The sequence below is a fragment of the Synechococcus sp. Nb3U1 genome (assembly GCF_021533835.1).
Lineage (GTDB): Bacteria > Cyanobacteriota > Cyanobacteriia > Thermostichales > Thermostichaceae > Thermostichus.
Map to the genome: position 1 here is coordinate 57,628 of NZ_JAKFYQ010000003.1, position 14,428 is coordinate 72,055.

The following is a 14,428-nucleotide window of genomic DNA, read 5'->3' on the forward strand; positions in this document are numbered from 1 at the left end:
AGAAATAGGCCATGGGTTCAGACTGCAATTGCTTCGATTATAGGATGAGCCTTTGGGTTGGTAGGGCTTGCTGACTATCTTCCAAAAATCGGCTCTGCTTAGAGGGTTTCTTCCGGTAGCAATTCCTTCGACGGCGGGGGCAAATGAGCCAAATCCACAGGGGATCCCATGATTCGCGCCTGGATCCCTTTGATCAGAATGTAAAGCACCGGCACCACGAACAGGCTGAGAACCGTTGAGACGAACATGCCGCCAATCACCGCTGTACCCAATGACTGACGGCTGCCTGCCCCTGCTCCCACAGCTACTGCCAGCGGGAAAATACCCAAGATAGTGCTCAAAGCAGTCATGAGAATGGCCCGGAAACGAGTCTCTGCCGCTTGTACTGCCGCTTTGAAAATCGGGATCCCTTGTTCCACCAGTTGGTTGGCAAATTCCACGATCAAAATCGAGTTTTTGCTGGCCAGTCCGATCAACATCACCAGCCCTACCTGGCAAAAAATGTCGTTCTCCAATCCTCGCAACAACTGCGCTGAGAGTGCCCCCAAGATCGCCAGTGGCACCGCCAGCAGAATAATAAAGGGATCCACATAGCTCTCAAATTGAGCTGCCAACACCAAAAACACGAAGACCAAACCAAGGGTAAAGATAATCGGTGCTTGCCCCCCAGACTCGATTTCTTCTAGGGAAATGCCCGACCACTCGAATCCAAACCCCTGAGGCAACAGTTGTGCCGCCAACCTCTCCATAGATTGAATTGCTTGACCCGAACTGAACCCTGGCAGGGGATTACCCTGAATCTCGGCAGAACGGAAGAGATTGAAGTGATTGATAATGTTAGGGCCAGTAGTCTCCCGCACCTGAACCAAGCTGCTCAAGGGCAAGAGTTGGCCCGCGCCGCCGCGCACGTAAAACTGATTGATACTTTCTGGGTTAGAGCGGAAGGGTTGATCCGCCTGCACATACACCCGGTAGTTGCGATTAAACAAATCAAAGTTGTTGACGTAAGTGCCCCCCAACAGGGTTTGCAACGTGCCAAACACATCCGCAATCGGGATCCCCAGCAGTTGGGCCATGTTGCGATCCACTTGTACCTGGAGCTGGGGAGAATTGGCACTGAAGGTGGGCGGGTTAATTTGCAAGCCGAGGGGAGGTTGTCCTGGTTGCGGGGGGGAATTGCCTGCAAAAAAGAGAGTTTGTGCCGTTTGCTCCAACAAATTGAAATCGTTCACCCCGCGATCTTGAAGCTGGAAACTAAACCCGCCCGAAACCCCTAAATCGGGAATGGCCGGGGGCAAAATCGGGATCACCAGCGATTTGCTGATCCCTCCCAGAAAAGGCCCAAACAGTTGCCCGACAATCGCCTGGGCAGATTGATCCGGTCGTCGCCGTTCTTCCCAAGGTTTGAGGGAAGCAAAAATCAAGCCATTACTCGCCGAAGGGCCAGTAAAGCTAAAGCCCCCCACAATCGCCGTATCGCGGATTTCCGGGATCCCTTGCATGATCCCTGTGGCCTGCTGGATGACCTCGTCGGTGTAATTCAGGGAAACTCCCGGCGGCCCCTGAATGAAAGTGATGAAATACCCTTGATCTTCATCCGGTACAAACCCCGTCGGCACGATCTGAAACAGCCAGTAGGTGAGGCCCAAGCAGCCGATGAACAGGGCTACCACCAACAGCCGCAGCTTCACCACCAGCCCCAACATCCAACGATAGGCGGCGCGGATCCCTTCTACCGCCTGATCAAACCAGCGCAACAACCAAAACATCTGTTCTGATCGTGGGCGAATTAGCAGAGCCGATAAGGCCGGGGCCAAGGTAATGGCATTAAAAGTGGAAAGAGAAACCGATACAGCGATGGTGACAGCAAACTGCTGATAAATGCGGCCACTGGTGCCAGGGAAAAACGCCACCGGCAAGAATAAACCCAGCAGCACCAGCGTGGTCGCCAGCACCGCCCCAAACACCTCGTTCATCCCTGCCGAAGCCCCTTGCAGAGGCCGCATCCCTCGGTCGCGGATGTAGCGGGAGATGTTCTCCACCACCACGATCGTGTCGTCCACCACCAGACCTGTGGCCAACGTCAGGCCAAACATCGTCAGCGTATTGATGGAGAAGCCAAACAGGCGCACGAAAATAAAAGTGCCCAGCAATGCCACCGGGATCGTGATCGTCGGGATCAGGGTGATTCGCCAATCCTGCAAAAAGATGAACAACACCAGCACCACTAAGCCAATCGCCTGCAATAGGGTAAAAATGACCTCGCGTACCGATTCGTTGATGAACAAAGTGGCATCGAAGGGGATCTCATAAATCAGCCCTGGTGGAAAACTTTGGGCCAAATTCTCCAGGGTTTCCTTCACCCGCTGTGCCACTTCTAGGGCGTTGGCATCCGCCTGTTTGGTAATGGCGATCCCGACCGCTTCCTGACCCCCAATGCGGAAGAAGGTATCGTAACTTTGTGCCCCCAGTTCCACCCGCCCGACATCGGCAATACGCACCAAGCTGCCATCCGGGTTGGCCCTCAGAATAATTTGGGCAAATTCCTCCGGTTCCGACAGTCGCCCGACCGCCTGCACATTAATCTGAAACTGCTGATCGGGGGCACTGGGTTGGCTGCCAATTTGTCCGGCAGGCACCTGAATGTTCTGTTGGCGTACCGCGTTCACCACATCCTGGGCCGTCAACCCGTAGCTGGCCAGCTGAGAGGGATCCAGCCAAATGCGCATGGCATATTTGCGATCCCCAAACACGAGCACATCGCTCACCCCGCGGATGCGGCGTAGAGCATCTCGCACGTACAGCTCGGCGTAGTTGCTGACGAACAGCTCATCGTATTCCCCCGCCTGCGAGCGCAGCGACACCACCTGAATAAAGGCGCTGTCTCCTGACTTTTGTACGGTAATGCCGTTTTGGTTCACCTCCTCCGGCAACTGCCCCTGCACTTGGGAGACCCGGTTTTGCACGTCAATGGCGGCGGCATCGAGATCGCGCCCTGGGTTAAAGGTAACGGTGATTTGGCTGGTGCCGTTGCTGCTGCTCACCGAAGAGATGTAGCGTAAGTTCTCCACGCCGTTGATCTCTTGCTCCAACACATTGGTGACGGCTGTTTCTACCGTCTCGGCATTGGCTCCTGGGTAAACGGCCGTCACTGTCACCGCTGCAGGGGCCACCTGGGGGTAGTAATCGACCGGCAACAACGGGATACATACGGCCCCCACCAACACGATGATGATGGAGCAAACGGTGGCAAAAACAGGACGGCGAATGAAAAAATCAACAAACATAGGCCAGGGATCCGCTCCGAATGGGTGGGTCAGTTTAGGGGATCCTCAGCAAGCCAGGCTTGCCAAGGATCGGATCCGTAAAATCTAGGGCTGGGGCGGGGATCCCTCGGGTGGCCCCTCTTGTTGCATCATCATTTGCTGGAAGATCACCTCGTCCATAATCGGTGCGCCATCGCGGATTTTTTGAAGACCGGTCAGCACAATCGGTTCATTCGCCTCCAACCCCTCCAGCACTTCGTAGCTATTGCCCTGAATGGATCCCAGTTGTACTGGCCTCTGGACAGCAACCGCCCCCGGGGGCATACCTTCGGCTGGCGGAGCGGTCGTTTCGACGGTGTAAACAAAGTTTTGCCCCGCCACCCGCGCCACCGCGGTCACCGGAACTACTAATCCCGGTCGTTCTCCCCAAATGATGCGGGCTCGCACAAACTGTGCCGAACGCAACTGCCCACTTAAGTTATCTAGCAAAGCCTTGGCCAAAACCGACTGGGTGCTTGCTTCCGCCTGCGGGGAAATAAACGAAATTTGGCTGGTGCCGATCACCTGATTGCTGCTATCCAAAATCTGCACTGGGGTGCCCACCCGCAACTGGGGTGCCCGTTCCAGGGGAATATTTAGGCTGATCTCCAGCGATTGGCTTTGGCTGAGCGTAGTCAAAACAGTTTGGGGAGTTACATAGTCTCCCTGCCTCACTAACACATCCCCGACAATGCCAGAAAAAGGGGCATTCACCTGGAAAAAGCGCAACTGCACCTGCTGTTGTGTGGCATCCGCTTGGGCCCGTTGCACCTCTCGCTCTGCCCGCAAGATCGCTGCCTCCTGAGCGCGAATTTGCTCCTCCTGGGCTGCCAAAGCCGCTTCCGCCTGGCGCAAATCGCGGCTGGATTGATCCACCTGCAGTTGGGTGATCACCCCTTCTGCCAACAAACTTGTGTTGCGCTCGTGTTGTTGGCGAGCAAAGTCCACCTCCGCCTCTAGACGCAAACGATCCGCTTGCAGTTGGCTGAGGTTGGCCCGGCTACTTTCTACGTTGGCTTGCGCAGAGGCAATGGCGGCAGCTTGGCTGGCTACTACCGCCTGTTGCTGGCTGGAGTCAATTTGAAACATCGGAGCCCCAGCAGCCACAGGGGATCCCAGCTGCACGAAGACTTGGGTGATCTGACCGCTGACCTGCGGGTTAATGCTAGCCAACTGCTGAGATCCGAGACTGGCAATAAACTCTGAGGCCTCCTGGATCATCCGCTCTTCCACCGTGCCGAGTTCTACCGGGGTCGGGGGTGGGCCCTCTCCTCCACCCATACCTTCCATCCCCTCCGGTGGCCCTCCCGCTCGACAGGCCGCCAACAGCAAAGAAAGACATAGCACCGGCAGAGCTGTCCGCGATCGCATCATGAGGTTGCTCCAAAGGTTGCTCCAACGACTGGCATTCGGGCAGAGGGATCTCGCCACTGCACTTCTCGATGATTTAGAGTAGTGAACCTGAGTCGCCTCGCGCCTGCACAAAAACGCTTGAAATTCTTCCCAATACAGAACTACGCTGTATGCTTAACAAAATTTCCAGACTGTTCCAATCTCTGAGCACCCCCTGTGTCACGGGAAATTCCTCGCTAAACTGTCTTAGAGTTGGGCCTTTGCCTGCCCTCTCTGCCCAGGCACAATGGAGTCTGAACAGTTGCAGCCTTTTCCGACTTCACACAGGCCCTTGAGCTAGGCAAAAAACCTGATGGAGCAAGGGATTGACCTGAATCTGCTGCATCAGATAACGCTGGGAAAAGCTGCATCTCTTGAGTCAAGCTCCTTTTTAAAGAAAATCCTACAGAAATTGGCTAGAGCTACCCCTGTTTAAGAACATTGGATGAGGAAGACCGTCATGACCCGCTCCTGCCTACCCAAAATGGAATTTCACCCGCACCGCTGGCTATGGAGCTGTGTCGGGGGAATCGCCATCGCCGCCCTCAGTGCTGCTGCCGCTTGGGCACGGCCTGTGTTGGAAGTGCGCATGACCGTTGGCTTACCCATCAACTCGAACTACTGGTACATCGTTGCCCTCAGCCGTGCCGGTAGTCCTGGCCCTACCGCCAACCTGGTGGATCCAAACGTCAGTTTGGGGCCGAATGACTATGCTTTTGTGCGGGACTGGGACTACTTAGTTCGGGTCACTCCCCTCAACGAAGAGTCGGTATTGCAATCGACGATCCAGCGTTTTGGCGAACCGGAACGGGAATTTGCGGTGGGCTTCAACGAGGTACGGGTGGATCGCCTCAGCCGCGACCAAGATACCCTGAACTTTCAAATCGACATCTCCGAATTAGAGGGCCTAGATGGCCAAGAGCAGGATATTCAAGTGGCCTTGCTCACCGCCCGTGCCCCTTTCCGCGTCGCCTCTGAAGGAACCAACTTAGCTATCGATGCCACCCGAGGGGATTTGCCCAACTACTATCGCCTCAGTCTGTCCAACCAGCGGCAGGTGATCGTGGATGATCCCCAACGACAAGAAACGGTACGGCGTAGCCGTGAGCTGATTCAGACGGGCACTGGAGCCACCACCACCCGCGACATTATTGAAGGGGGAGCTTTAGAAATTCTGGCCGCCAACATCCTGACTTTTGATTTGCGCCTGGTGGATCGATAAAGGTCGATAAAGATTTCTTCAACCCATCTCACTTGAATGGCTGAGGGGAGTGGAGTATGGAAGAGTTCGACAAGACCCGGATCGAACAGCTTTTGGTTGCCCTCAAGCAAGAGCGGGCCGATCTGCGGCAGGAGGCCACTGAGGCCCTTTGGGAGCTGTGGTTTGGGCAAAAGGGGATTGCCGGTCGGGCCGCTTTGGAACACTCCCAACTGCTCATGGATAGCGGCCAACTGGGGGCTGCAGAGACCTTATTGAGCGAATTAATCGATCAGCTGCCAGATTTTGTGGAGGCCTGGAACCGGCGAGCCGTTCTGTACTACACCCTGAAGCGCTACCCCGAGGCAGTCCGAGATTGTGAGATGGTGGTGAAATTGTGCCCAATCCATTTTGGAGCCTGGCATGGATTGGGCCTATGCCGAGCCGCTATGCAGGATTATCGCGGGGCGATTGCTGCTTTTCAGAAAGCTCTGGACATCCAACCCTACGCGCTGATTAATCAACGGCTGCTGCTGGAGTGTACGGCTCTCCTGTCCTAGAGGTGCGTAAAACTGCGCACCTCCGCAACCTTGGCAGCAAGAAGCCCTCTCAGCCGGTGGGATCCCATCCTTTACAATGAACTACGATGCAGCCCCCTGTGCTGGCTGACGGTTGCAGTTTTGGTTTTTGAATGTGCTGAAGTGTTTTGGCGAACGGAGGTTCGGGTGTTGAGAGCAATGAAGCGTTCGCGCTGGCTGAGCTTTGCCCCGCTGGGGATGAAGCTGGTATTGACGGGTCTGTTGCTGGGTGGTTTGGGAGCCTTGATTCTACCTGTTGCTGTGAAGGCTCAGTCTGGTTTGGTGATCACCGGCAGCGAAGGAGTTCCTGTCCTTAGCTATCGGCTGGATTTTCGCGGTATTCGCGGTCGCCTCGATCGCTATCGCCTGACCATTCCCCCTCAGGATCTGGCGGTGTCGGAAGTGCAGATCAACGGGGACAGAAACTTTGATGCCCGCGTCGATCCGGAGAATGTGCGGCTAGAAGTGGAGGGCAACCCGGTCGATCTGGAGGAAGTGTACTGGAACGAAGAATTTCGCTCCCTAGAAGTGGTGGCTCGCCAACCGATCGCGGCTGGACAAGAGATGCGCTTGATCCTTTCCAATGTACGAAATCCTGCGGCTGCCGGAATCTATCGTGTGGAAGCGCGGGTGCGCGGCACAGAACCGAATCCCCTCTTCCGCAATGTCGGCAATTGGCTAATCACCATTGACGATCCCGAACGCATTGGATTTTAGGCTCGGGTCGGCGCTGGTCTGGGAGAGGGAGTGTTTTTTTTGCTGTTTGCCGATATTTGGTATCCCAATTGGTGGCAAGCTCTGATTCTGGGGATGGTGCAAGGAATCACCGAGTTTATCCCGATCAGCAGTACCGCCCATCTGCGGGTTTTCCCGGCTTTGGTGGGGTGGCCGGATGCGGGTGCCTCCTTTACGGCGGTAATCCAGTTGGGCAGTTTGGCGGCGGTGTTGATCTATTTTGCGGCTGATTTACGCAAATTGCTCCTAGACTCCTGGCAAGCCTGGTTAGAGCGAGATTTTCATCAAGAATCCTGGCGGCTATTGGTCGGGATCCTGGTGGGAACTGTGCCGATTGTGGGGGTGGGTTTGGCTGTCAAAGTACTCTGGGGATCCCCGCCGCGCCAATTGTGGGTGATTGCCGGGGCCGCCATTGGTCTTGCCCTACTGCTGGGCTGGGCAGAACGGACGGGCAAGCGGCAGCGAGATGTGCATAACCTCGGGATCTGGGATGGGATTTGGGTAGGCTTAGCCCAGGCCTTGGCCCTGATTCCGGGGGTATCGCGCTCGGGAGCCACCATTACCGCCGGTTTGTTCCTGAATTTGCAGCGTTCTGTGGCAGCTCGTTATTCGTTCTTGTTGGGGATCCCGGCGCTATTTTTGGCAGGAGTGTTGGAGTTTATCTCTGCTTTTGAGGTGGAGGCTTTGTTGCCTCAGGGGTTGGGCACTGTCTCTGCTTTTGTCTTTTCCTATCTCTCCATCGATTGGTTGCTTAAGTTTTTGCAGCGCAGCAGCACCTGGCTATTCATCTTTTACCGAATTGGGTTTGGCTTGTTTATTGTCTTGGGTTTGGTGCTGGGATTCCTGCGGCCCTAGTGGATACCAGTGGACAGGGGATCCCCACCCTAAGCCCTAGGGGGCCGGAAACGCGGCGAGCGCATCTGCAACTGATAAATAAGACTCGAAAATCGAATCTAGACGGGTGACGGCAAAAATCAGCTTGGCTTGTTCCTGTAGGCCAGCCAGTTTTAGTTGGTAGCCCGCCGAACGGCAGTTACGTTGGGCTGAGACCAAGACGGATAGTCCCATACTGTCGATGAGGGTGATCCTGCTCAGATCCAGTAGAAGGTGACCTGGCTGCTCCGTTAAAATGCGGCTCAGTTCTCCCCGGATGGTAGGCGCATTGACAGCGCTGAGGCTCCCTTGGGGAAAATGGACGACCGTGACTGGGGATCCCTTAGGGCTGATCTGAGTGGAGACATCCATAGATTGATTCACTTCGCTACAGGCAAAGGTACGGTAGAACCACATTGATTTTGAATCAATCTGGGTTCGTTGGGTTACCGCCTGCATGCATTTGGTTGAAGGAAGGGAATGGGTGCCTGGGAGGGATTCCATGCTGTCGCTTGCGATGGATTGAACCTATTGTCGGGCCAGAGCCAGATCTTGCGTTAGACGCAGCTCGATCACCTGATTGGGATCCACCACCACCACCTGCGGAGCCGTCACGTTGCCGATCACCGCCCCAGCCGCCCCGGCCCCCAACACTTCTTCGGTGGCAATGGCATTGTCGCCTGTCACCAGGCCGAGAATCGCTCCGGCTGCCGCCCCAATGGCCGCATCTTGGATGATCTTGCCGGAGGTGGTGTAGCGGGGATCCTTCACATCGTGGATCACATCCGACTGAGCTGCCAGAGGAAACAGCTGGTTGTTAACGATCACGCTTTCAGCCACGAAGCGAGTGCCCCCCGCAGCCGGTTCAAAGCGACCATCCACCCGAGAGCCATAGGGCACCACAATATCCCCTTGGGCGTTGCGGATCGGGTTGTGGACGATCAGGGAAATGGGACGGGTTTCGTTGGGGGCGATGTAAAGGCGCTCGTTGAAGGGACTGGTGGTTTGCATGAGGGTGCCTGCTGCCAGTGTGGAAAGGCGCAGGTTAAAGCCCGGCTGTGGGGCGGGGTTATAGGGGTTAAAGCTGCCCGGATTTTGTGCCACCAGGGATCCCCGATTGACCATGGCTTGGTAGGTAAAGGCGGCCACTTCCGCCCGGGTTGCGGCACGGTTGGGCTCCAAAAGCATTGGGTCAGGATAATTGACGATCAAGCCCGCCCGGTTGGCGGCGGCAATTTGGGGGACCGCCCAGTTGGGAATGGCGGCTGCATCGCGGTAACGGCTGAAAAGATCGCCGGGTTGTGCGGCTGGGATGGCACTGGTATTGCCGATGGCGTTGGTGAGAACCACCAAAGACTCGGTGCGGGTGACGGGCTGCTCAGGACGATAGGTCCCATCGGGAAAACCGGCCACTAAGTTGTTGGCTGCCGCGGTAGAAATAGCATTGGCGGCCCAGTGGGTATAGGGCACATCCCGAAAACCGATAGAGGTGCCGGCGGTATTGCTGAGGCGAAAAGCCGTATTGATGATGGTGGCAAATTGGGCGCGGGTCACCGGCTCGTTGGGACGGAAGGTGCCATCCGGGAAGCCATTCAACACCCCCTGTGAGGAGAGGGCCTCAATATAGGTTTGGGCCCAGTGGCCGGAGGTATCGCGGAAGGGGGCGGCCATGGCTATCTGACAGTGAATGCCTAGCATAGCCCCGGACAGAACCAGCCCTGTCCAAGCCGCACGTGGGGTCAAAAGGGAGGAAAACATGGTTCATTCACCGAGTTATTGTGATGCTCATTGCCTGGGCAATGGCTACTCTTATTCTGGCTATTTCCTCAGTGATGACAATGGCTGAAACCCTGATCCTGACGTGATTTGAGCCTTTCCAACCCAAGGTTTGCAACAAGGCGCAACCCCATAGTCTCCGCAAGGAAAACGCCGAATCTCTAACCCGCTAAGTCGAGAAGCTCTTGAGGGTAAAGGCGGTTTCGGGAAATCGCGCCTCCCTCTGGCACGCTCAACTGGGGCAGACTTGGGGACAGTGTGGCCAACGGGATCCCTGCCAAGACCTCCGCCGCAAACGCATAGGTGAGCAGCTGTCGGGCTTGTGCTTGGCCGATGCCGCGGCTTTGCAGGTAGAAGATCTCTTCCGTTTCCAGTTGGCTGACGGTGGCCCCATGGGCACATTTGACGTTGTCGGCGAAGATCTCCAGCTGCGGCTGGGTATCGACCCGCGCTTTGGGGGACAGCAGCAGGTTGCGATTGGATTGGGCGGCATCCGTCAGTTGAGCAGCCTGACAGACCAGAACTCGCCCACTGAACACCGCATGGGCGGTCTCATCCACAATGCACTTATGCAGTTGGCGGCTGCTGCCATGAGGAGCCTGGTGGACAAGGCGGGAATGGGTATCGCTGTGCTGGGATCCCCGCAGCAGGGTCAGCCCTTTGAGGTCGGTATGGGCCTGGGATCCGATCTGGGTGATTTCTAAGTTGTGGCGGGAAAACAGGGATCCCCACTGAAGGGCGTGCTGCTGGTAGTGGCTATCGCGGCTCTGGCGAACGGCAGTTTTGCTGATCTGAAGGGCTGAGGATCCCTGTCTTTGGAGAATGACATGGTGAAGGCGAGCGTTGTCCGCTAGGTTGATCTCGGTGACGGCGTTGCTAAAGGGGATCCCTGGTCCCAACGACACATGATCTTCGATCACGGTCAACTGGCTATGGGCTTCTAGAGACAACAGACAACGGGGTTGGGCCAAAATCGGCTGTACATCGGACACTAGGGTAAGATATAGCACCTGTAACGGTGGCACACCCCGCAGGTTTTTGGGTACCTGAATGCAGGCCACATCCCCCAAATGAGCCGTGTTCAGGGCCGTAAAACTATCTTCTGTAGCGATGGTTTGCAACTGACCTGTCACCCAACCCGCATCTGCCTGCGCTAGAGACCTAACCTGCAAAGCTTCCGGCAGAGCACTCAAATCCGAAAGCTGGGGGGCGAAGTAGCCGTTGACGAAAACGACACAACTGCGACGGCTCTCCGGCCAGACGTAGGGTTCTACATCAGACGGAGGGAGAGAACCCAACTGGGACTCCTTACTCAACTGAAAGTCATGGGCCAGCAACGACGAGAGGTCGCTATATTTCCAGTCCTCGTCACGGGGGGTCGGGATCCCCAATTCTGCCAATCGAGCGCGGGCTTGGGCTCTGAGGGAAGAGTAGGGATCCTGCGGATCCGACATCTGGGCAAGGATGTGATCGAGGAACAGGCGTCCATGGAGCGGCTTGTGCAGGGTGGTAGTCATCGAACGCCCTCCGGTTGCTGCGAAGAGGATCCCACTGCTGCCGGATCCTGATCCTGTTCACGGATCCAGTCGTAGCCTCGTTCTTCCAGTTCCAGAGCCAGGGTCTTATCTCCACTGGTGACAATGCGTCCCGCTTCCATGACATGCACATAATCGGGAGTAACATAGTCGAGCAACCGCTGGTAGTGGGTGATCAGCAGTATGGCGTTGTTGGGATTAGAGAGATGATTGATGCCATTGGCCACTGTACGCAGGGCATCGATATCCAAACCCGAGTCCGTTTCATCCAAAATGGCCAGGGTTGGCTGCAAAATAGCCATTTGCAGAATCTCGTTGCGCTTTTTCTCCCCGCCAGAGAATCCCTCATTCACCGAGCGATCTAAAAACGCAGGATCCATCTTGACGATACCTAATTTTTCCCGCACAAAATCATCGAAATCTAGGGCATCTAACTCCGGCTGATCCCGATATTTTTGTCGGGCATTGTAGGCAATCCGCAGAAAATCGATATTGCTCACCCCAGGGATCTCGATCGGGTATTGGAAGGCGAGAAACACCCCGGAACGGGCCCGCTCCTCCGGCTCCATCTCCAACAGGTTTTGCCCCAGATAGGTCACCTCGCCACCAGTAACGGTGTAGTCGGGGTGACCGGCGAGAATTTTGGAAAAGGTGCTTTTGCCCGACCCGTTGGGCCCCATAATGGCGTGGATCTCGCCCGAGCGGATGTCGAGATTTAGCCCCTTTAGGATCGGGGTACCCTCAATCTCGGCAGTGAGATCCTGCACAGACAAAATCAGGGAACTGTTCTCGCTAATCATGGTGGGGTTCCAAGGTTGACATCAAGGGGTTAGAGCTGTCGGCTCAAGGGATCCATCGCCAGCCATGGGGTTGTTTTCGGGCTGTGGGATCCCGGAAAATCCTGCTCCTTCAGCGGGATCCGCGACTGAGGATATCCCGGATTTCCGTGAGCAAAACCACTTCTGGCGAAGGTGGGGGTGGGATGGCGGGAGCTTCTTCTCGTTTCTCTTGCATGGTGTTGATCGCTCTCACCAGCAGGAAGATGGCAAAAGCGATGATCACAAAATCAAACACCGCCTGTAAAAAATTGCCGTAGTTGATCGTGACCGGCTCTTCAGGGGTACCGCCAATTCTCCAGACCAAGTCCTGAAAATTCACCCCACCGATCACTAGGCCCAAAATGGGAGTAAACAAATCCGCCACAAAAGAGGAAACGATCGTGCCAAAAGCACCGCCGATTACAACGCCAATGGCTAAGTCTAAGACATTGCCTCGGTCAATGAATTTTTTGAACTCCTCCAGAAACGCTCTCATGGAAAACTCCTCATACTCCATCGCGAATGAAAGCCTCTCGATTATCCCACCTTCTGTCTAGAGGCTGTCTACACTGTTTCGGGAACATCCGGGCAATATCCGGGCTTAGGGGCTAACAACCAACCCTGCCCGTCTGGGATCCACCCACCCATCCCTTTCATCTGCTCCTCGAAGCAGCTCAATCTCAGCGCAGATCACGCCCATTTCAGCCGACGGATCCCTCCAGTTTTAGGCTGAGCAGTCGGTCGGCTTCCACCGCAAATTCCATCGGCAATTGGTTAAAGACATCCTTGCAAAATCCGCTGATGATCATGGAAACCGCATCTTCCATACTGATCCCACGAGACTGGAAATAGAACAACTGTTCTTCCCCAATTTTGGAGGTAGAGGCTTCGTGTTCGACCTTGGCGCTGTTGTTTTGCACCTGAATATAGGGAAAAGTGTTGGCGCTACATTGATCCCCGATCAGCATAGAATCGCACTGGGAAAAATTGCGGGCACCCTCTGCCTTAGGTCCTATTTTCACCAAGCCGCGGTAGCTATTTTTAGAGTGCCCTGCCGAGATGCCTTTGGAAATAATCGTGCTGCGGGTGTTGCGGCCAACGTGAACCATTTTGGTGCCAGTGTCCGCTTGCTGATAATGGTTGGTCAGGGCCACCGAGTAAAATTCACCGACGGAGTTTTCTCCCACCAACACGCAACTGGGATACTTCCAGGTAATGGCTGAGCCAGTTTCCACCTGTGTCCAGGAGATCTTGGAGTTGACTCCCTGACAAAGGCCGCGCTTAGTAACGAAATTGTAGATCCCCCCTTTGCCGTTTTCATCGCCTGCATACCAGTTCTGCACCGTCGAATACTTGATTTCGGCATTGTCCAAAGCAATCAATTCCACCACAGCCGCATGCAGTTGGTTGGTATCGAACATTGGGGCAGTACACCCTTCCAAATAGCTGACGGAGGATCCTTCCTCGGCGATGATTAAGGTGCGCTCAAACTGACCCGATTCACCATTGTTAATGCGGAAATAAGTAGACAACTCCATCGGGCAATGAACTCCCTTGGGAATATAGACAAAGGAGCCATCGCTAAAGACAGCCGAGTTGAGGGCCGCGAAATAGTTATCAGAAATGGGCACTACGCTTCCCATATATTTCTGAACCAGATCGGGGCATTCCTTCAAAGCCTCCGAGATGGAGCAAAAGATCACCCCTTCTTTGGCCAGCTTTTCCCGAAAGGTGGTGGCCACTGAAACGCTATCGAAAATGGCATCCACGGCTACATTGCTGAGCCGCTTCTGTTCCGACAACGGGATCCCTAATTTTTCAAAGGTTTCTAGCAAAACCGGATCCACTTCATCCAGGCTTTTTTTCTTCTCTTTCAGCTTGGGGGCAGAGTAGTAGACGATATCCTGATAGTCGATCGGGGGATAGGCGAGGTTGGGCCAAGTGGGCTCGCTCATCTTCAACCATTGGCGATAGGCCCGCAGGCGAAAATCCAACATGAAGTCTGGCTCACCTTTTTTCACCCAGATCAGCCGGATTACCTCCTCGCTCAATCCCTTGCCGATGGAATCGGAGGCAATATCGGTGACAAACCCGTACTTGTAGGGCTGGCTGACTAGGGTGCGGACGCTGGTAGACATGGATTTCAACTCTTTGAGGGCGACGAGGAAAGGCGCGACAGCAGGAATTAAAGCAACAGGGTTGTTGTTTAACTCATCCT

General features: G+C 55.2%; 12 protein-coding genes. 4 read left to right on the forward strand and 8 right to left on the reverse strand.

Features of this window, described 5'->3' with window-relative positions; genetic code table 11:
* Nucleotides 1–98: 98 nt before the first annotated feature.
* Both L1047_RS14715 and L1047_RS14720 read right to left on the reverse strand, forming a co-directional pair.
* A complete protein-coding gene (locus L1047_RS14715; protein WP_235279757.1) occupies nucleotides 99–3,287 on the reverse strand; it encodes an efflux RND transporter permease subunit in 3,189 nt (1,062 codons plus the stop codon).
* Nucleotides 3,288–3,371: 84 nt separating this feature from the next.
* Nucleotides 3,372–4,679 carry an efflux RND transporter periplasmic adaptor subunit gene (locus tag L1047_RS14720; RefSeq protein ID WP_235279758.1) on the reverse strand — a complete coding sequence of 436 codons (1,308 nt, stop codon included), beginning with the start codon at nucleotides 4,677–4,679 and terminating at the stop codon, nucleotides 3,372–3,374.
* A 478-nt stretch (nucleotides 4,680–5,157) separates the two neighbouring features.
* On the opposite strand from L1047_RS14720, the gene L1047_RS14725 reads away from it, so the two are divergent.
* The 4 genes from L1047_RS14725 (at nucleotide 5,158) to L1047_RS14740 (ending at nucleotide 8,063) form a co-directional block, all read left to right on the forward strand.
* Nucleotides 5,158–5,919: a hypothetical protein gene (locus L1047_RS14725; protein WP_235279759.1), complete on the forward strand. Its 762-nt coding sequence runs from the start codon at nucleotides 5,158–5,160 to the stop codon at nucleotides 5,917–5,919.
* A 56-nt stretch (nucleotides 5,920–5,975) separates the two neighbouring features.
* Nucleotides 5,976–6,455, forward strand: coding sequence for a tetratricopeptide repeat protein (locus tag L1047_RS14730; RefSeq protein ID WP_235279760.1), 480 nt, complete (start codon nucleotides 5,976–5,978; stop codon nucleotides 6,453–6,455).
* Between the two features lie 177 nt (nucleotides 6,456–6,632).
* Entirely contained in the window at nucleotides 6,633–7,190 is a 558-nt protein-coding gene (locus tag L1047_RS14735; RefSeq protein WP_235279761.1) for a DUF2808 domain-containing protein, read from the forward strand.
* Between the two features lie 39 nt (nucleotides 7,191–7,229).
* Entirely contained in the window at nucleotides 7,230–8,063 is an 834-nt protein-coding gene (locus tag L1047_RS14740; RefSeq protein WP_235280091.1) for an undecaprenyl-diphosphate phosphatase, read from the forward strand.
* 36 nt (nucleotides 8,064–8,099) lie between these two features.
* Here the strand turns inward: L1047_RS14740 and L1047_RS14745 are convergent, their stop codons facing one another.
* The 6 genes from L1047_RS14745 to sufB all read right to left on the reverse strand — a co-directional run bounded on the left by L1047_RS14745 (nucleotide 8,100) and on the right by sufB (nucleotide 14,348).
* Nucleotides 8,100–8,453, reverse strand: coding sequence for an STAS domain-containing protein (locus tag L1047_RS14745; RefSeq protein ID WP_235279762.1), 354 nt, complete (start codon nucleotides 8,451–8,453; stop codon nucleotides 8,100–8,102).
* A gap of 156 nt (nucleotides 8,454–8,609) precedes the next feature.
* A complete protein-coding gene (locus tag L1047_RS14750; protein ID WP_235279763.1) occupies nucleotides 8,610–9,839 on the reverse strand; it encodes an S-layer homology domain-containing protein in 1,230 nt (409 codons plus the stop codon).
* 179 nt (nucleotides 9,840–10,018) lie between these two features.
* Nucleotides 10,019–11,374: a Fe-S cluster assembly protein SufD gene (gene sufD / locus L1047_RS14755; RefSeq protein WP_235279764.1), complete on the reverse strand. Its 1,356-nt coding sequence runs from the start codon at nucleotides 11,372–11,374 to the stop codon at nucleotides 10,019–10,021.
* Entirely contained in the window at nucleotides 11,371–12,192 is an 822-nt protein-coding gene (sufC, locus tag L1047_RS14760; protein WP_235279765.1) for a Fe-S cluster assembly ATPase SufC, read from the reverse strand. The genes sufD and sufC overlap by 4 nt, the downstream gene beginning before the upstream one ends.
* A 109-nt stretch (nucleotides 12,193–12,301) precedes the next feature.
* The gene (mscL, locus tag L1047_RS14765; protein ID WP_235279766.1) at nucleotides 12,302–12,706 is read right to left on the reverse strand and encodes a large-conductance mechanosensitive channel protein MscL; all 405 of its coding nucleotides are present in this window, start codon (nucleotides 12,704–12,706) and stop codon (nucleotides 12,302–12,304) included.
* A 205-nt stretch (nucleotides 12,707–12,911) separates the two neighbouring features.
* Complete coding sequence (gene sufB / locus L1047_RS14770) at nucleotides 12,912–14,348, reverse strand: Fe-S cluster assembly protein SufB (RefSeq protein ID WP_235279767.1); 1,437 nt, start codon at nucleotides 14,346–14,348, stop codon at nucleotides 12,912–12,914.
* Nucleotides 14,349–14,428: the final 80 nt, after the last annotated feature.

Coding starts and splice junctions, on each gene's coding strand:
- L1047_RS14715 (WP_235279757.1), bottom strand. CDS start 3,287: ATGTTTGTTGATTTTTTCATTCGCCGTCCTGTTTTTGCCACCGTTTGC.
- L1047_RS14720 (WP_235279758.1), bottom strand. CDS start 4,679: ATGATGCGATCGCGGACAGCTCTGCCGGTGCTATGTCTTTCTTTGCTG.
- L1047_RS14725 (WP_235279759.1), top strand. CDS start 5,158: ATGACCCGCTCCTGCCTACCCAAAATGGAATTTCACCCGCACCGCTGG.
- L1047_RS14730 (WP_235279760.1), top strand. CDS start 5,976: ATGGAAGAGTTCGACAAGACCCGGATCGAACAGCTTTTGGTTGCCCTC.
- L1047_RS14735 (WP_235279761.1), top strand. CDS start 6,633: ATGAAGCGTTCGCGCTGGCTGAGCTTTGCCCCGCTGGGGATGAAGCTG.
- L1047_RS14745 (WP_235279762.1), bottom strand. CDS start 8,453: ATGGATGTCTCCACTCAGATCAGCCCTAAGGGATCCCCAGTCACGGTC.
- L1047_RS14750 (WP_235279763.1), bottom strand. CDS start 9,839: ATGTTTTCCTCCCTTTTGACCCCACGTGCGGCTTGGACAGGGCTGGTT.
- sufD (WP_235279764.1), bottom strand. CDS start 11,374: ATGACTACCACCCTGCACAAGCCGCTCCATGGACGCCTGTTCCTCGAT.
- sufC (WP_235279765.1), bottom strand. CDS start 12,192: ATGATTAGCGAGAACAGTTCCCTGATTTTGTCTGTGCAGGATCTCACT.
- mscL (WP_235279766.1), bottom strand. CDS start 12,706: ATGAGAGCGTTTCTGGAGGAGTTCAAAAAATTCATTGACCGAGGCAAT.
- sufB (WP_235279767.1), bottom strand. CDS start 14,348: ATGTCTACCAGCGTCCGCACCCTAGTCAGCCAGCCCTACAAGTACGGG.